This window comes from Streptomyces rubrogriseus, assembly GCF_027947575.1.
Classification (GTDB): Bacteria; Actinomycetota; Actinomycetes; order Streptomycetales; family Streptomycetaceae; genus Streptomyces; species Streptomyces rubrogriseus.
Window position 1 is genome coordinate 1435970 of the sequence record NZ_CP116256.1, and the last position, 17861, is coordinate 1453830.

The window sequence follows — 17861 nt, forward strand, 5'->3', positions numbered from 1 at the left end:
TTGCACGCGGCCGCTTCGGCGGTGCGGAAGGTGCCGGGTGCCGGGACGGTGGGCAGGGCCGCCGAGGGCGCGCTGGACAGGATCGGGGCGGTGTCGCCGCGCGGGCGGCGCGTGCTCGTCTACACGGGCGCCGGAGTGCTGGGCGTCGCCGGCCTGGTGGAGTGGCCGGTCGCGGTCACCGGGGCGGCGGTGGCCTGGCTGACGCAGCCGCGCGGGCAGAACGGGCAGAACGGGCGGGGTGGCGACGGGAGCGCGGCGAAGGGCGGGGACGCGGAAGCGGCCGGAGCCCGGGGTGCCGCGGGCACCAGGCCTGCCCGGACGTCGGCCAGGAAGACCACCAGCAGGGCGGCTGCGACGAAGGCCGCCACGGCGAAGACGGCTGCGACGAAGGCCGCCACGGGAAAGCCGGCCGAGGCGAAGGCCGCCTCGGGGAGCACGACCGCGGCGAAGACGGCCGGGGCGAGGGGGAGCGGGACGAAGGCCGCCGGGGGCGGGACGGCCACCCCCGCCAAGTCGGCTGCCGCGGCGCGGCGGACCACCGGCGCCAAGAAGGCCGCCGCCAAGTCCACGGCCGCCAAGTCCACGACCACCGGGTCCACGGCGGCGAAGTCGGCCGCCGCGAGGAAGTCGCCCGCGAAGAAGTCGACCGCGAAGAAGTCCTCCGCGAAGAAGACCGCGTCCCCCACCCGGGCCAAGAGCCAGTCGGGGACCAAGGCGTCCTCGAGCCGGCCCTCCTCCTCGGGCGGCGGCCGGAGCGGGAGTCGCAGCCGCAAGACGGCCGCCGCGTCGCGCACCCGCACCTCCGGCTGAGGGAGAGCGATGGCCGGCGGACTGCTCACGCGTTCCCAGGACGCCGTCACGGGATTCGTGCTGGCCGGACCCCGGCTGCTCGCGCGCGGCACCGCGCCCGCCGTGGGCGCCGCGGCCGGGGCGGCGGCGGGCACCGCGCGGGCCGGTGTGCGCGGCGCCGACTTCGCGGCACGGGCGGCACGGGTGGCCCGCGCCGCGCTGCCCGGGGATCGCGGGACTGGCGGGCCGGACCCCGGGCGCACCTCGCGCTGCGGCCGGTCGCGAGGGACGAGGTGCGCCGGGCGGGCGGTACCGAGCGGGTGGGACGGCGGGTGGCGGCGGCCCTGGCCGAGCACCCGGACGTGCTGCTCGCCTACTGGGACACCGGTCTCGCCAGACTGGTGGTGACCGCGACCGAGGACGCGCTCACCGACCGCGTCGTGGACCACGCCACCGAACTCGCCGAACGCCACGGACTCACCCGGGTGGACCAGGCGGACCTGACCGGCCTCACCGGCCCGGACGAACCGGTCGACGTCGATCCGGTCGACGGCGGCCCAATCCACGACGACCTGGTGGACGAGCCGGACCACCCCGGCGACCCCGCCCCGGTGCGCGTCGCGGCGGCCGCGCTCGGCGCCGACGTGCTGGGCATCGCCGCCGCCGTGACCGGCGCGCGGCTGCGGCTGCCGCCCTCGCCCCGCCTGGTCACCGCCGTAGCGACGCTGCTGCGCGAGAACCCGGCATTCCGCGCCTGGCTGCGGGAGCGGCTCGGCGACCACCGCATGGACGTGGCGCTGGCCGCGGCCAACGCCGCCGTCCACGGTGCCGGGCAGAGCCCCACCTCACTGGTGCTCGACGGGGCGCTGCGCGTGTGCCAGCTGACGGAGGCGGTGGCGCGGGGTGCCGCCTTCGAGGTCGTGCACGACCGGTTGTGCGTGCCCGGCCGCGACAGCCTGCCCGCCGTACCCGCCCTGCGTCCGCCGCCGCGCACCTCCCCGGCCCAGGACTACGCCGCCCACGCCTCGGCGGGCAGCGTGGCGGGCGCCGCCGCGACCCTGCTGGTCAAGCACGACCTCGCCGAGGCGGCGGAGGCGGTGCTCGCCGGTTCGCCCAAGGCCGCCCGTTACGGGCCCGCCGCCTTCCACGCCGTACTGAGCGCAGCGCTGTCCCGCACGGGTGTGCTGGTGCGCGATCCCGGGCGGCTGCGGCAGCTGGAGATGGCCCGCACGGTCGTACTGCACCCCAGCGCGCTGCGGGTGCCGGACGCGGGCGCGGACCCGTGGACCGAGGACGTGCTGGACGCGGCGCGGCGCGCGGGACTGCGGGTGGTCATGGTCGAGGATCCGGCGCTGGCCGACTTCACCGGACTCGCCGACCAGGTCGTCGGCGCCCACCGCCCGCTCGCGGACGTCGTGGCCGAACTGCGCGCCGAGGGCGGCGTCGTCACCGTCGTACGGCCGCTGCCCGGCGACGACGGGTCGGTGTCGGCCGGGCTGCTCGCCGGGGACGTGGCCGTCGCGCTGGCCGACGGGGACTGCCCGGTGGCGTGGGGCGCGGACGTGCTCGCGCCGCAGGGGCTCGCCGACGTGTGGCGGGTGCTGCGGGCGGTGCCGGTCGCGCGTGCGGTCGGGCGCCGGTCGCAGACGCTGGCCCGGTCCGGGGCCGCGCTGTCCGGACTGCTGGTCGCGGTCGGCGAGGCGCGCGGCAGGAGCCGGGGCGGCGTGTCGTCGCTCCTCGGGATGCGGCACGCGCCGGTCGACGCGAGCGCGGCGCTGGCCCTGCTGTCCGGCACCCGGGCGGCGATCGGCGTGGCGACGGCCCGCGCTCCGCACCCCCGGGCCCGGGTCGCCTGGCACGCGCTGGACCCGCAGGACGTACGGGAGCGGCTGGAGCGGGAGCGGGAACCCGAGCCGACCGCCGTGGAACAGGCCACGGCCCGGATGCGGGCGGCCGCCGACCGGGCGGGGCGGGTGCCCGTGCTGGCTCCGGTCCGCTGGTCGTGGCAGCTGGCCCGGGCCGTACGCGGCGAACTGGACGACCCGCTCACCCCGGTCCTCGCGGTCGGCTCGGCGGCCTCCGCGATCCTCGGGTCGGTCGTGGACGCGCTGCTCGTGGTCGGCGCCCTCGACCTGAACGCGCTGGTCGGCGGCTTCCAGCGGCTGCGCGCCGAGCGGGCGCTGTCCGGGCTGCTGGCGGAGCAGAAGCAGAAGGCCCGGGTCGCCGAGGAGCAACTCGGCCCGGACGCCGCGGACTTCACGCCGGAGGGCGAGCCGCGGATCGTGGACGCGGCCAAGCTGCACCCGGGCCATGTGATCGAGCTGAAGGCGGACGACGTGGTGCCCGCCGACGCGCGGCTGCTGTGGGAGGACGGCCTGGAGGTGGACGAGTCCGCGCTGACCGGCGAGTCGCTGCCGGTGGACAAGTGCGTGGACCCGGCGCCCCGCGCCCCCGTGGCGGAGCGGTACTGCATGGTCTTCGAGGGCACGACCGTGGTGGCCGGGCGGGCCCGCGCCGTCGTCGTCGACACCGGCGACCACACCGAGGCGGCGCGCGCGGTCGCGCTGGCGGCCCGTACGCCGTCCGCGGCCGGAGTGCAGGCCAGGCTCCAGGAGCTGACCCGCAAGGCGCTGCCGCTCACCCTGGCGGGCGGCGCCGCGGTGACCGGGCTCTCGCTGCTGCGCGGGGCGCCGATCCGGCAGGCCGTCGCCGCGCGGCGTGTCGGTGGCGGTGGCCGCCGTGCCCGAGGGACTGCCGCTGGTGGCGACCGTGGCCCAGCTCGCCGCGGCCCGCCGGCTCGAGCCGCCGGGGCGTCCTGGTGCGCACCCCGCGCACGCTGGAGGCGCTCGGCCGGATGGACACCGTCTGCTTCGACAAGACGGGCACCCTCACCGAGAACAGGCTGCGGCTGTCCCGGGTCGCGGGCGCCGACGGCACGGTACGCCGGGCGGGCGACCCGGAGACCGCCGACACCGTACGGACCGCCGCGCGCGCCTGCCCGCGGCTGGACGGCGACGGCGCCCGGCCCACCCACGCCACCGACGAGGCGGTCCTGGACGCGGCCGGGGACGACCCCGGGTGGACGCAGGAGGAGGGCCTGCCCTTCGAGACCTCCCGCGGCTACGCCGCCGCAGTCGGACGCGAGGACGGAACCGGCCCCGCCGTGCTGGTGGTCAAGGGCGCTCCGGAGACGGTGCTGCCCGCCTGCGCCGGGCTCCCGGACCACGCCCTGGAGGTGGCGCAGCGGCTGGCGGGCGACGGACTGCGCATCATCGCGGTGGCGCGGCGGCCCCTGGCGAGGGGCGAGAAGGCCGCCGACGTCCTCGAACAGTCGCCGTCGAAGCTGGAGTTCACCGGACTGCTCGCGCTCGCCGACGTGCCCCGCGAGACCTCCCCGGCGCTGGTGCGCGGGCTGCGCGAGGCGGGCGTACGGCCCGTGGTGCTGACCGGCGACCATCCGCAGACCGCCCACGCCATCGCCGTCGACCTGGGCTGGCCCGAGGACGCGGTCGTGGTCACCGGCGACGAACTCGCCGCCGCCGACCGCACCGCCCGCTCCCGGATGCTGCGCGACGCGGACGTCGTGGCCCGGGTGGCGCCCGAGCAGAAGCTCCAGGTCGTCGAGTCCCTGCGGGACGCCGGGCGGGTCGTCGGCATGGTCGGCGACGGCGCCAACGACGCCGCCGCGATCCGGGCCGCCGACATCGGCGTCGGCATCAGCGCCCGCGGCTCGGCCGCCGCCCGCAACGCCGCCGACCTGGTGGTCACGGGCGACGACCTGCTCGTGCTGGTGGAGGCGGTGCGGGAGGGGCGTGCCCTGTGGCACAGCGTCGCCGACGCCATCGCCATCCTGATCGGCGGCAACGCGGGCGAGGTCGGCTTCGGCATCCTCGGCACGGTGCTGGGCGGCGCCGCCCCGCTGTCCACCCGGCAGATGCTGCTGGTCAACCTCTTCACCGACCTGTTCCCCGCGATGGCGGTCGCGGTGACGAAGACGGGCGATCCGGAGCAGGAGGCCGCCGACGCGGGCGCGCCGCTCGGCACGGCCGTGCTGGGCGAGCCGCTCATCCGGCAGATCCGGCACCGGGCCCTGACCACGGCGCTCGGGGCGACCGCGGCCTGGCTCTTCGGCCGCTTCACGCCGGGCACGGAGCGCCGCTCGACGACCATGGCCCTGTGCGCGGTCGTCGGCACCCAGCTCGCCCAGACCCTCGCCGACCGCCGCGGCAGTCGCCTGGTCCAGGTCACGTCGCTCGGCTCGGCCGCCGCCCTGGTCGCCCTCGTCCAGACGCCGGGCGCCAGCCGCCTCTTCGGCTGCACCCCGCTGGGCCCGGTCGCGTGGACCGGCGTGGCCGCGGCGATCGCGCTGGCGCTGGCGGGGCAGCGGGCGTTGCCGGGCGTGGAGGACGCGATCGTCAGGTACTGGCCGAAGATGGCGGAACGGCTGCCGCGGGCGGTGCGGTGAGGCGGGGCGCCGGGACCGGCCGCCGCCCGCCGGGGACGGTCACGTCCCCGCCCGCGCCGCCTCCCGCACCTCCGGCGACCGGAGGCGCTCGGCCGTCCGCTCCGCCGTGCGGTGGGCCCAGCGGCCGCTCGTGACGGCGCCGAGGACGAGGACCGCGAGGCCGCAGGCGGCCAGGATCCACCAGCCGGGGCGGGCGGCGGAGACGAAGGTGTCGCGGTACGACGATCCGCTCACGCCCGCCGCCAGCACCGCGCCGACCACCGCCACGCCGAGGGTCTGGCCCAGCTGGCGGCTGGTGGAGGCGACGGCCGCGGCGACCCCGGCCTGGGCCCTGGGCATGCCGGAGACCGCGGTGTTGGTGATGGGCGCGTTGACGAAGCCGAAGCCGATGCCGAACAGGACGTAGCCGAGGAAGAGGGTGAGGTCGGACGTCTCGGCCTCGAAGGCGGCGAAGAGGGTCCCGCTCACGGTCAGTGCCCCGCCCGCGATCAGCAGGGGCAGGCGCGGCCCCCGGCTGCCGACCAGCCGGCCGGACAGCGGGGCACACAGGAAGGTCGGGACGGCCATCGGCAGCATCCACAGGCCGGCCTCCAGGGCGCTCAGTCCGCGCACGTTCTGGAGATACAGCGTGGACAGGAAGAGGAAGCCGCCCAGCGCGGCGAACGCGCTGATCGCTATGACGGTGGCCCCGCTGAACGGCGCCGACCGGAAGAAACGCAGCTCGATGAGGGGGTCGGTGCGGCGGGGCTCGTGCAGGAGCAGGCCGGTCAGCGCGGCGAGCGCCAGTACCGCGAAGGGCAGCACGGTGCGCAACCCGGCGTTCGGCGCCTCGATGATCGCGTACGTCAGGGAACCGAACAGCACGATCACCATCAGCTGGCCCAGCGGGTCGGGGCGCCGGGCCTTCGGCGCGCGGGACTCGGGGACGAAGCGGAGGGTGAGCAGGAGGGCGGCCAGGCCCACCGGAAGGTTGACCCAGAAGATCGAGCGCCAGCCGACCGACTCCACCAGCACCCCGCCCACCAGGGGACCGGCGGCCATGGAGATGCCGACCACCGCACCCCAGACACCGATCGCGCGGGCGCGCTCACGCGGGTCGGTGAAGGTGTTGGTGATGATCGACATCGCGACCGGGTTGAGCATCGAACCGCCCACCGCCTGCATCATCCGGAAGACGATCAGCGAGGACAGGTCGGGGGCCAGCGAGCACAGCAGCGAGCCGAGCGTGAAGATCACCAGGCCGGTCATGAAGACCCGCTTGCGGCCGATCCGGTCGGCGGTGGAGCCGGCCAGCATCAGCAGCGCGGCCAGCACCAGCGTGTACGCGTCGATGGCCCACTGCAGGCCCGACGTGCTCGCGTGCAGGTCGCGCTGCATGGAGGGGAGGGCGACGTTGAGGATCGTGTTGTCGATACTCACGATCAGCAGGCTCATGCAGCAGATGGCGAGCACGAGCATGCGGCGGCGATGGGTCAGCTCGGGCATGAACTCCAGCCTACGCCTACTTCGATAGTGCGTCTAACTAATGACCGATGCACGGTCTTCGTCCACAGGGCGCGACGGGCACCGCCCCGCGTGCGTGACAATGGGGGAATGTCCACGCTCACCACGTCCGCCCCCCACGCCACCGCCGCGCCGCTGAGGATCGGCCCGCACACCGTCGCGCCGCCGGTGGTGCTGGCGCCGATGGCCGGGATCACCAACGCGCCGTTCCGCACGCTGTGCCGTGAGTTCAGCGGGGGCAAGGGCCTGTTCGTGAGCGAGATGATCACCACCCGGGCGCTGGTCGAGCGCAACGAGAAGACCATGCAGCTGATCCACTTCGACGCGACGGAGACCCCGCGCTCGATCCAGTTGTACGGCGTCGACCCGGTGACCGTCGGCAAGGCCGTCCGCATGATCGCGGAGGAGGACCTGGCCGACCACATCGACCTGAACTTCGGCTGCCCGGTGCCCAAGGTGACCCGCAAGGGCGGCGGCTCGGCACTGCCGTACAAGCGGAACCTGCTGCGGGCCATCGTCCGCGAGGCCGTCACCGGCGCCGGTGACCTGCCCGTCACGATGAAGATGCGCAAGGGCCTCGACGACGACCACCTCACCTACCTCGACGCCGGCCGGATCGCCGTCGAGGAGGGCGTCACCGCCATCGCCCTGCACGGCCGCACCACCGCCCAGCACTACGGCGGCACCGCCGACTGGGACGCCATCGCCCGCCTCAAGGAGCACGTCCCGGAGATCCCGGTCCTCGGCAACGGCGACATCTGGTCCGCCGAGGACGCGCTGCGCATGGTGCGGGAGACCGGCTGCGACGGCGTCGTCGTCGGACGCGGCTGCCTCGGACGGCCGTGGCTCTTCGCCGACCTGGTCGCCGCCTTCGAGGGCCGCACCGACTCGTTCGTGCGGCCGACCCTGCGCGAGGTCGCCGACGTGATGGTGCGGCACGCGACCTTGCTCGGGGAGTGGATCGGCGACGAAGCGCGCGGCGTCATCGACTTCCGCAAGCACGTCGCCTGGTACCTCAAGGGTTTCGCCGTCGGCTCCGAGATGCGCAAGCGGCTCGCGATCACCTCCTCCCTGGAGGCCCTGCGCACCGGGCTCGACGAACTCGACCTCGACCAGCCCTGGCCCGCCGGCACCGACGGCCCCCGCGGCCGCACCTCCGGCAACAACCGGGTGGTCCTGCCCGACGGCTGGCTCAAGGACCCGTACGACTGCGCGGGCGTCGGCGCGGACGCCGAGCTGGACACCTCCGGCGGCTGACCACCGGTAGGAGATGTATCCCCCGTCCCGGTCCAGGTTCATGTTCACGTCGAGCTTGTAGTACTTGCCGTAGTAGTTCCAGGCGCGCAGGTAGTCGTCGCCGTTCTCGTCGTTGCGCAGGTACTCCACCACGGCGGAATGCCCGTCGGCGGCGTTGTCCCAGACCAGCAGGTGGTCGCCGACCGGGCCGCCCAAGAGGGCGTACCGGGCGGCGAGTTGGGGACGTGGACGACCCTGGGCCCCGAACCGTGTAATTCGAACTCATTTTCCCCGAGTGGGATGCGGGGTGGAGCCGTACGCGGTCAGGAAGCGGTCGCGGAAGGAACTCATCTTCCACACCGGGGCGTCGTGGGCCGGTTTCAGCCCCTCTGTCCAGTTCCAGCCGTCGACCGCGTCGAGCACCTTCGGGTCCCTGGCGACGATCGACACCGGGACGTCCCGGCTCGCCCGGTTCCCGCTGACGCGGGCGAGCGGCTGGTGGTCGCCGAGGAACACGAGGACGGTGTCGTCGGTGCCGTAGCGCTCCAGCCACTGGGTGAGGCTGGTGACCGAGTACTGGATCGACTTGCCGTACTCCTCCTTCGAGCGGGCGGAGTCGGTGATGATGTCGGGCGCCTTCACGCCCGCCGCCTCGATGCCGTCGTACACCGACCCGTCGCCGACCTCGTCCCAGCCGACCATCCTCGGGATCGGCGCCCAGGGCTGGTGGCTGGAGGTGAGGATGACCTCCGCCAGCAGCGGCCGGTCGCGCTTCCTGCCGTGCTCCAGGCGCTGGAACGCCTCCAGCGCGTACTGGTCCGGCATCGTCGACCAGCTGAACTTCGGCCCCCGGTAGCCCATGTCGAACGCGTCGTAGACCTTGTCGAGCCCGTGCCAGTCCGCCTCCGGCCAGGCCTTCTGCACCCCCGGCATGATCCCGACCGTGTCCCAGTCGCCGGTCTTCCGGAAGGCCTTGGTGAGCGTGAGGTGGTCGCCGGCGGTGACGGTGCGGTAGCGCTGCTGGTTGTCCACCCACAGGCCGGACAGGAAGGTGGAGTGCCCGAGCCAGCTGCTGCCGCCGTACGTCGCCGAGGTCAGCCAGCCGCTGCGGGCGTGGAAGCCCGCCTTCGCCAGCGCCGCGGTGCTCGTGTCCAGGGTCCGGTCGACACCCGGTGCCATCACCGGGTCCTCGATGGCGCTGCGGCCGTAGCTCTCGATGAACGTGAAGACCATGTCCTTGCCGCGCAGGTCCGGCACCAGCTCGGCGCCGGGTGTGGCGCCGAAGCGGTCCGCCTCCGCCTCCTTCGCGAAGGCCGCCTCGTCCCGCAGCGTGTCCACGACCCGGTGCGCCTGCGCCTCCATCGCCCGGGAGGCACTGGTGGTGGCCACCGGCACGCCGAAGGTCTGCAGGCCCAGCGAGGCGCAGGTCATCCACACGGTGGCCGTCATCAGCGCGCCCCGGGCCGCCCGTTCCCGGTGCGCGGCGAGCAGTTCGCCGAGCCGGACCGACGCCAGCGCCATGAGCACCAGCAGCGAGACGGCCAGCACGACGGCGCCCACCGCGGCCCAGGCCGCCGTCGCCCCGCCCATCGAGTCCGCCACGAACGACTGGGCGTCGTCGAGCAGACCCCAGTCCAGGACGAGGTTGAAGTTCCGGCCCAGGTACTCGGTGAAGCCCATGTCGAGCAGGTTCAGCACGGTCAGCGCGCCCAGGACGGTCCCGAACAGCGCGGCCGCCACCAGGCGCGGCACCCGGGGCAGGCAGAGCAGCAGCACCGCCGCGACGACCGCCTCCACCGGGATCCGTGCGAAGCGGTTGGGCTCCAGGGCCGCCGGCGTGTTCGGCAGCAGCAGCGCCCCGCACACCAGAATGGCCGAAAGGGCCGTGGTGACCCGGCGGACCACGACGGCGGCGCGCGGGTGCCGGGAGCGCCACGCGCGCCAGTGGGCGAGGCGGGCCCCGAGGGCCGTGAGGGCCTTCAGCGGGGCGGGTCCGGGTGCGCCAGGGGTGTCGGGATCGTCGTCGGCTGTCTGCGGCGGCCGGCGGAATGGCGTGATGACGGGCACCCGAAGGTCCTTCCGTGCGAAACCCGGTGGACGGCGGGCCCCGGCGAGGGGGCCGGGACCCGCCGCACTCTCGTACGTCCGGCGCGGACGGTCCGTTCACGGGTCCGCATGGTGAAATCCGGCGGCGTGTGGGAGCGTGATTCTCGCCACCTCTGATAGAGGCGGTGCTCAGATGAGCGGATCTTGGGCGACTCCACTTCTCCAAGGTGTGGCACTGAGTGCCATGCGTTGATCGTTCATCGAGCGAACTCAAACGTAGATAATGATGCTCAGGTGAGCGGAGAGTCCGGCGTACGAGAGTTCATGCGTTCAAGAAGTGAAAACACAAGCGGTCGGTCGCTTGCCAAGCCTTGACTTTCGATCCGCTGGCGGACGGGTGGTTACGGGCGCATGACGCACACGTGGACGTACCCACAGGCCTTTGATCTGGGTACATTCCTCGCCGTCAGGGCAGCCACCGCGTCCTCGAGGAGTCGAGACCCGTGTCGGAAAACAAAGATCCCCAGGTAGCGAACGCAGCGAAGTTCGTTTACGACTTCACCGAGGGCAACAAGGACCTCAAGGACCTCCTCGGCGGCAAGGGCGCCAACCTCGCCGAGATGACCAACCTGGGTCTCCCGGTCCCTCCCGGCTTCACCATCACCACCGAGGCCTGCAAGACCTACCTCGACAGCGGCGAGGAACCGGCGGCACTGCGTGACGAGGTGAGTGCGCACCTCGACGCCCTCGAAGCGAAGATGGGCAAGAAGCTCGGCCAGGCCGACGACCCCCTCCTCGTGTCGGTCCGCTCCGGGGCCAAGTTCTCCATGCCCGGCATGATGGACACCGTCCTCAACATCGGCCTCTCCGACAAGTCCGTGCAGGGCCTGGCCAAGCAGGCCGGCGACGACCGCTTCGCGTGGGACTCCTACCGCCGCCTGATCCAGATGTTCGGCAAGACCGTCCTCGGCGTCGACGGCGACCTCTTCGAGGAGGCGCTGGAGGCGGCGAAGACGGCCAAGAAGGTCGCGGTCGACACCGAGCTGGAGGCCGCCGACCTCAAGAAGCTCGTCACCAAGTTCAAGAAGATCGTCAAGACCGAGGCCGGCCGGGACTTCCCGCAGGACCCGCGCGAGCAGATGGACCTCGCCATCAAGGCGGTCTTCGACTCCTGGAACGGCGAACGCGCCAAGCTCTACCGCCGCCAGGAGCGCATCCCGCACGACCTCGGCACCGCCGTCAACGTCTGCTCCATGGTCTTCGGCAACCTCGGCCCCGACTCCGGTACCGGCGTCGCCTTCACCCGCGACCCCGCCTCCGGGCACCAGGGCGTCTACGGCGACTACCTGCAGAACGCCCAGGGCGAGGACGTCGTCGCGGGCATCCGCAACACCGTCGCGCTGGCGGAGCTGGAGCAGATCGACAAGAAGTCGTACGACCAGCTGATGCAGATCATGGAGACGCTGGAGAACCACTACCTGGACCTGTGCGACATCGAGTTCACCATCGAGCGCGGCCAGCTGTGGATGCTCCAGACCCGCGTCGGCAAGCGCACCGCGGGCGCCGCCTTCCGGATCGCCACCCAGCTCGTCGACCAGGGCCTGATCGACGAGGCCGAGGCCCTCCAGCGGGTCAACGGCGCCCAGCTCGCCCAGCTGATGTTCCCCCGCTTCGACGACGAGGCGAAGGTCGAGAAGGTCGGCCGGGGCATCGCCGCCTCGCCGGGCGCGGCGGTCGGCAAGGCCGTCTTCGACTCGTACACGGCCGTCAAGTGGTCCCGGTCCGGCGAGAAGGTCATCCTGGTCCGCCGCGAGACCAACCCGGACGACCTGGACGGCATGATCGCCGCCGAGGGCATCCTGACCTCGCGCGGCGGCAAGACCTCCCACGCGGCCGTGGTGGCGCGCGGCATGGGCAAGACCTGTGTCTGCGGCGCCGAGGAGCTGGAGGTCGACACCAAGCGCCGCCGGATGACCGTGCCCGGCGGGCACGTCGTCGAGGAGGGCGACGTGATCTCCATCGACGGCTCCTCCGGCAAGGTCTACCTCGGCGAGGTGCCGGTCGTGCCCTCCCCGGTGGTCGAGTACTTCGAGGGCCGCATGCACGCGGGTGCCGAGGACGCCGACGAGCTGGTCGAGGCCGTGCACCGGATCATGGCCTTCGCCGACCGCAAGCGCCGGCTGCGGGTGCGCGCCAACGCCGACAACGCCGAGGACGCGCTGCGCGCCCGCCGGTTCGGCGCCCAGGGCATCGGCCTGTGCCGCACCGAGCACATGTTCCTCGGCGACCGCCGCGAGCTGGTGGAGCGGCTGATCCTCGCCGACACCGAGGCGGTGCGCGAGGAGTCCCTCAAGGAGCTGCTGCCGCTCCAGAAGCAGGACTTCGTCCAGCTCTTCGAGTCGATGGACGGCCTCCCGGTCACCGTCCGCCTCCTCGACCCGCCACTGCACGAGTTCCTGCCCGACATCACCGAACTGTCGGTGCGCGTCGCGCTCGCCGAGTCCCGCCAGGAGCCGCACGAGAACGAGCTGCGCCTGCTCCAGGCCGTGCACCGCCTCCATGAGCAGAACCCGATGCTGGGCCTGCGCGGCGTCCGCCTCGGCCTGGTCATCCCCGGCCTGTTCACCATGCAGGTCCGCGCCATCGCCGAGGCCGCGGCCGAGCGCAAGGCGGCCAAGGGCGACCCGCGCGCCGAGATCATGATCCCGCTGGTCGGCACCGTCCAGGAGCTGGAGATCGTCCGCGAGGAGGCCGACCAGGTCATCGCCGAGGTCGAGGCCGCCACCGGCGCCAAGCTCAAGCTGTCGATCGGCACCATGATCGAGCTGCCCCGCGCCGCGCTGACCGCCGGGCAGATCGCCGAGGCCGCGGAGTTCTTCTCCTTCGGCACCAACGACCTGACCCAGACCGTGTGGGGCTTCAGCCGCGACGACGTCGAGGCCAGCTTCTTCACGGCCTACCTGGAGAAGGGCATCTTCGGCGTCTCCCCGTTCGAGACCATCGACAAGGACGGTGTCGGCTCCCTGGTCGCCGCCGCCGCGAAGGCCGGCCGCGCCACGCGTCCCGACCTGAAGCTCGGCGTCTGCGGCGAGCACGGCGGCGACCCGGAGTCCGTCCACTTCTTCCACGAGGTGGGTCTGGACTACGTCTCCTGCTCCCCGTTCCGGATCCCGGTGGCCCGACTGGAGGCCGGCCGGGCGGCGTCGCGGTCGAAGGGCAGCGACCACCGGTAACCCCCGAACGGGGTCGAAGGCCCCGGAGCCGCCGTCTGTCACCCGACCACCCTCACCGATCGGCGGCGGCTCCGGACCACGAGAAAAGGCGGCACCCGTGCGGGGGTGCCGCCTTTTGTGACACGTGCAACGGTGTGAATTCCTCTCTGCTGAGCAGCAGCAAGCTGTCAGCAGACTCGGAGGGCCCTGGCAGCGGACAGCGGCCGACACCCGGAACGGTGGTTGGATGACCCAGACGGATCACAGGGAACCGGCCGGTACGGCCCACCGGGACGGGAACGGGGACAGAGCGGCGGGGAAGGTGCCCAGCCCCCGGACCGGCGCGGAGGAGAGAGTCCCCGAGGCCGGGCCCCCCGTGACCCGGAACCGGCTCGCCGCCCTGGACGGACTGCGGTTCCTGGCGGCCCTGTCCGTGGTCTTCTTCCACTTCGTCGGTCAGGTGCCCTCCACGATGCGGACCATGTGGGGCCGCCCCGTCGACAGCGTCTTCCCCGAGGCCCAGAGCTACTTCGCCTACGGCCGGCTCGGCGTCGAACTCTTCTTCCTGATCAGCGGGTTCGTCATCTGCATGAGCGCGTGGGGCCGCACCCCGCGCGACTTCTTCATCTCCCGCGTCACCCGGCTGTACCCCATGTACTGGGTGGCCATCGCGATCACGGCCTGCGTGATCTACTTCGCCGGTGACCCGTTCGGGCAGCCGCACCCGCGCGTGATCTTCGCCAACCTGACGATGCTCCAGACTCCGCTGGGCGTGGAGAACCTGGACTCCGTCTACTGGACGCTCTGGCCCGAGCTGTGCTTCTACCTCACCTTCGCGGTCGTGGTGTGGAAGGGCCTGACGTACCAGCGGGTGGTGATCTACTGCGGCCTGTGGACGGTCGCCGCCGTGCTCGCCCCCGGCGCCGACATCCACCTGCTCACCCTGCTGGTGAACCCGCCGTCCGCGCCCTACTTCATCGCGGGCCTGGCCTTCTACCTCATGTACCGCTACCGCCCCACCCCGCTGCTGTGGGGCATCGTCGCCATGTCGTGGCTGCTGGCGCTGCACTACCTGCTGACGCCCGGCGGCGGCCGTCTGGACTGGGACGTGTGGCAGCCCGGGCGCGGCTGGCTGGTCCTGGTCATCACGGTGTTCTTCCTGCTGGTCGCCGCCGTCGCGCTCGGCTGGACCAGCCGCATCCGCTGGCGCGGACTGACCGTCGCGGGCACGCTGACCTTCCCGCTGTACCTGCTGCACGACGCCATCGGCGTCAACGTCATGCACCACTTCGGCGACCGGGCCCACCCGTGGGTCGTGGTCTGCGTCACCGTCGCCGCCCTGGTCGCGCTGTCCTACGTGGTGCAGCGGTTCGTCGAGCGCCCGGTGGCCCGGGCCGCACGGCGCTGGCTGAGCAGCGCCGCGTTCAGCCTCAGGGCGCCGGAGCCCCGCCGCTGAACGACGGGGCTCCGGGGACGCGCGACCCGGGCCCGGCGCGGGGCGGTTCAGGCCGCGCCGCGGTTCAGGCCGCGCCGTCGCTCCGGCGGCGGCGCGCGGCCAGCATCAGTCCGCCGCCCGCGAGCACGACGACCGCGCCGCCCGCCGCCAGGTACGGGGTGCTGTCGTCGCCGCCGGTCTCGGCCAGGTCGGTGTCCTGCTGCCCGGCGGCCTCGGCGCCGCCGCCCTCCTCGCTCCCGGAGTCCTTCCCGCTCCCGGCGCCCGCCGCGTCGTCCGTGTCCTTGGCGCCGGTGTCCTCGTCGTCGGCGGGCACGAAGCCGGCCGGCGGCTTGTCGCAGCCGACGCCGTCCTTGTCGCGGTCCAGGTGCTCGCCGTAGTGCTCGTCGCCCTTCTTGATGTTGGAGTAGCCGGCGTCGTACGCCTCGGAGCAGTTCTTGAACGGGTGGGTGCCGTCGTGGGCCTGGGCGGCGGCGGCCGGCAGGGCGGCCAGGGCGAGTGCGGCGACGGTGACGGCGGCGGGCTTGCGGAGCAGCTTCATCGAGAGTCCCGGGAACGGTGTGGATGGGCGGATACGAGGTGACGAAGCTATTGAGGTGACCAAGATGTGGTGGGGATATGAAGGACTCGTGATGAGAACGTGACGTGACCGGACGGTAGCTCTCCGCTCAGGGCTGCCGGGCGCGTACGGTGAGACGGGGCAGGACCGGGGAAGGAGCCGCGGATGACCGGCTGGAGCACGGGCGACATCCCCGACCTGGACGGGCGCGTCGCCGTCGTCACCGGGGCCAACGGCGGCCTCGGCTACGTGATCGCCCGGGAGCTGGCCCGCAAGGGCGCGACCGTCGTGCTCGCCTGCCGCAGCGAGGAGCGGGGGAGCGCGGCCGTGCGGCGCCTGACGGGCGAGGTGCCCGGCGCCGCCGTGGAACCGGCGCGGCTGGACCTCGGGGACCTGGCCTCGGTCCGGGAGTTCGCCTACGGGCTGCCGTACGAGCGGGTCGATCTCCTCGTCAACAACGCCGGGGTGATGGCGCTGCCGCACGGCACGACGGCGGACGGCTTCGAGACCCAGTTCGGCGTCAACCACCTGGGGCACTTCGCGCTCACCGGGCTGCTGCTGCCCTCCCTGCTGGCCGCGCCCGGCGCCCGGATCGTGACCGTCTCCAGCTTCCTGCACGTGCTGGCCAGGGTCGATCCGCGCGACCTCAACAGCGTGCGGCGGTACGGGCGCTGGACCGCTTACGCCCGCTCGAAGTCCGCCAACCTGCTCTTCACCCACGAGCTGGCGCGCCGGCTCGCGGCACGGGAGGGCGCCTCGGACGTCCGCGCGGTCGCCGCCCACCCCGGGTACGCGGAGACCGGACTCCACGCCGCCGGGCCCCGGTCCGAGGGGCGCCGGCTCGCCGAGCGGCTGGCGCGGCTCGGGAGCCGGGTCGTCGCCCAGTCCCCGGAGGCCGGTGCGCTGCCCGTGCTGTACGCGGCGACCGCGCCCGGCGTGCCCTCCGACTCCTTCACCGGCCCGTCCTTCGCGATGTGGCGCGGGGCGCCCGCGCCGTCCTGGCGGGCGTCCTGGACCACCGACGACGCGATGGGGGAGCGGCTGTGGGCGGCCTCCGAGCGGTTGACGGGCGTGATCTACGACGCGCTGCTGCCCTGAGGGCCCGGCCGGGGCGCCCTGAGGGGCGTCGGGGCGGCGCCCCCGGCGCTCAGGCCGTCTGGCCGCCGTCCACCACCAGGTCGGTCCCCACCACCGACGCCGCGTCGTCGGACGCCAGGTACAGCACGGCCGCCGCGACCTCCGCCACCGCCGAGACCCGGCCGAGCGGCGTCTCCTCCCGCATCCGCTCGGCCCGTCCGGCCTCCGTCTCGCCCGGCCGCAGGGACATCGAGGTCGCCGTGGCGCCGGGGCTGACGGCGTTGATGCGGACCCCGTCCCCGATGTGGTCCAGGGCGGCGCCCCGGGTGAGGGCCGAGACGGCCGCCTTGGTCGCCGCGTAGGCCGTGGCGCCGGGGCTGCGCTTGTGCGCTCCGAAGGTGGAGGCGATGTTCACGATCGTGCCGCCGCCCGGCTGGGCGCGCATGTGCCCGACCTCCGCCCGCAGGGCGAGGAACACGCCGGTGACGTTGATGTCGAGCTGCGCGTGCCAGTCCTCCTCGGCCAGGTCGGCGACGGGCACCCCGCCGCGGAAGACGCCCGCGTTGTTCACGGCCACGTCGAGGGAGCCGAAGTGGTCCACTGCCGCGGCCACCAGGGCGTCCACGTCCTCGCGCCGGGTGACGTCCGCGGTGACGGCCAGCGCCTTGCCGCCCGCCTGCTCGACCAGGGCCGCCGTCTCGTCGAGCGGTCCCCGCGCGCGCCCGGCGACGACGACGTGCGCGCCCTCGGCGGCCAGGGCGAGGGCGACGGCCCGTCCGATGCCGGAGCCCGCGCCGGTGACGAGGGCGGTCCTGCCGGTGAAACGCTGGGTGGTCATGAATCTCCCCTTTTCTCGACCGAATTTCTTGACCAATCGGTTCAGTATGTGGCCGTGAAGACACCCCTCCCAAGAGGGGTGCGTCCGTTTCCTCAGTCGAGCAGCGCGAGGGCCTGTTCCGCCGCGTCCCGCATCCTGGCCGGGTCCGGCGAGGCCTTGCCGACCACCCGCATGCCCTGGAGCAGGACCAGCAGCATCCGGGCGAGCGCCAGTGGATCGCGTTCCGCGGGCAGGTCGCCCTCGGCGCGGGCCCGGGCCAGCGCCGTGTGCAGCACGGTCTCCAACTGGTCCCAGTTCCGCTCGACCCGCCGGGCGGCGACCGCGTCGTGCGGGGCCAGCTCGGCGGCGGTGTTGGTGACGAAACAGCCGTGCAGCCGCGAGTCGTCGGCGCTCGCCTCGGCGGCGTAGCGCCGCACCAGGGCCCGCACGCCCGGCAGGGCCGGGCCCGGCCGGGACAGGTCCTCCAACAGGTCCGGGAGCAGCCCCTGCTCGTAGCGCGCCAGCGCCTTCAGGTACAGCTCGCGCTTGTTGCCGAAGGTCGCGTAGATGCTGGCGCGCCCGACGCCGAGGTGCTCCACGAGGTCGGACATCGACGTCGCCTCGTAGCCGCGCCGCCAGAACAGCTCCAGGGCTGCCCGCAGCGCGGCGTCCGGATCGAACTCCTTGGTCCTGGCCACGATCCG

10 protein-coding genes and 1 pseudogene are annotated in these 17861 nt (G+C 73.5%); 5 read left to right on the forward strand and 6 right to left on the reverse strand.

What is annotated here, in order from left to right:
• Positions 1 to 119: 119 nt before the first annotated feature.
• Positions 120 to 839, reverse strand: coding sequence for a hypothetical protein (locus Sru02f_RS06265; RefSeq protein WP_244941891.1), 720 nt, complete (start codon positions 837 to 839; stop codon positions 120 to 122).
• Here Sru02f_RS06265 and Sru02f_RS06270 point away from each other — a divergent pair.
• A pseudogene (locus tag Sru02f_RS06270) lies at positions 820 to 5254 on the forward strand (HAD-IC family P-type ATPase). The gene Sru02f_RS06265 and the pseudogene Sru02f_RS06270 overlap by 20 nt on opposite strands.
• Before the next feature lie 39 nt (positions 5255 to 5293).
• Here the strand turns inward: Sru02f_RS06270 and Sru02f_RS06275 are convergent.
• On the reverse strand, positions 5294 to 6739 hold the full coding sequence (locus Sru02f_RS06275) for an MFS transporter (protein WP_109033014.1): 1446 nt from the start codon (positions 6737 to 6739) through the stop codon (positions 5294 to 5296).
• A 108-nt stretch (positions 6740 to 6847) separates the two neighbouring features.
• Between Sru02f_RS06275 and dusB the strand changes: the two genes are divergently transcribed.
• A complete protein-coding gene (gene dusB, locus Sru02f_RS06280; protein WP_109033015.1) occupies positions 6848 to 8014 on the forward strand; it encodes a tRNA dihydrouridine synthase DusB in 1167 nt (388 codons plus the stop codon).
• A gap of 261 nt (positions 8015 to 8275) precedes the next feature.
• On the opposite strand, the gene Sru02f_RS06285 is transcribed toward dusB, so the two are convergent.
• Complete coding sequence (locus tag Sru02f_RS06285) at positions 8276 to 10060, reverse strand: alkaline phosphatase family protein (RefSeq protein ID WP_109033016.1); 1785 nt, start codon at positions 10058 to 10060, stop codon at positions 8276 to 8278.
• 482 nt (positions 10061 to 10542) lie between these two features.
• Here Sru02f_RS06285 and ppdK point away from each other — a divergent pair, with 482 nt between their 5' ends.
• Together ppdK and Sru02f_RS06295 are read left to right on the forward strand one after the other, a co-directional pair.
• The gene (gene ppdK, locus Sru02f_RS06290) at positions 10543 to 13272 is read left to right on the forward strand and encodes a pyruvate, phosphate dikinase (RefSeq protein WP_109033017.1); all 2730 of its coding nucleotides are present in this window, start codon (positions 10543 to 10545) and stop codon (positions 13270 to 13272) included.
• A gap of 226 nt (positions 13273 to 13498) precedes the next feature.
• On the forward strand, positions 13499 to 14707 hold the full coding sequence (locus Sru02f_RS06295) for an acyltransferase family protein (protein WP_109033018.1): 1209 nt from the start codon (positions 13499 to 13501) through the stop codon (positions 14705 to 14707).
• Between the two features lie 64 nt (positions 14708 to 14771).
• On the opposite strand, the gene Sru02f_RS06300 is transcribed toward Sru02f_RS06295, so the two are convergent.
• Positions 14772 to 15245, reverse strand: coding sequence for an excalibur calcium-binding domain-containing protein (locus Sru02f_RS06300; RefSeq protein WP_109033019.1), 474 nt, complete (start codon positions 15243 to 15245; stop codon positions 14772 to 14774).
• A 183-nt stretch (positions 15246 to 15428) separates the two neighbouring features.
• Here Sru02f_RS06300 and Sru02f_RS06305 point away from each other — a divergent pair, with 183 nt between their 5' ends.
• A complete protein-coding gene (locus tag Sru02f_RS06305) occupies positions 15429 to 16361 on the forward strand; it encodes an oxidoreductase (protein ID WP_109033020.1) in 933 nt (310 codons plus the stop codon).
• A gap of 49 nt (positions 16362 to 16410) precedes the next feature.
• Here Sru02f_RS06305 and Sru02f_RS06310 read toward each other — a convergent pair whose 3' ends face one another.
• Both Sru02f_RS06310 and Sru02f_RS06315 read right to left on the reverse strand, forming a co-directional pair.
• Positions 16411 to 17178: an SDR family NAD(P)-dependent oxidoreductase gene (locus Sru02f_RS06310; RefSeq protein ID WP_109033021.1), complete on the reverse strand. Its 768-nt coding sequence runs from the start codon at positions 17176 to 17178 to the stop codon at positions 16411 to 16413.
• 92 nt (positions 17179 to 17270) lie between these two features.
• Entirely contained in the window at positions 17271 to 17855 is a 585-nt protein-coding gene (locus Sru02f_RS06315; RefSeq protein WP_109033022.1) for a TetR/AcrR family transcriptional regulator, read from the reverse strand.
• Between the last annotated feature and the right edge of the window lie 6 nt (positions 17856 to 17861).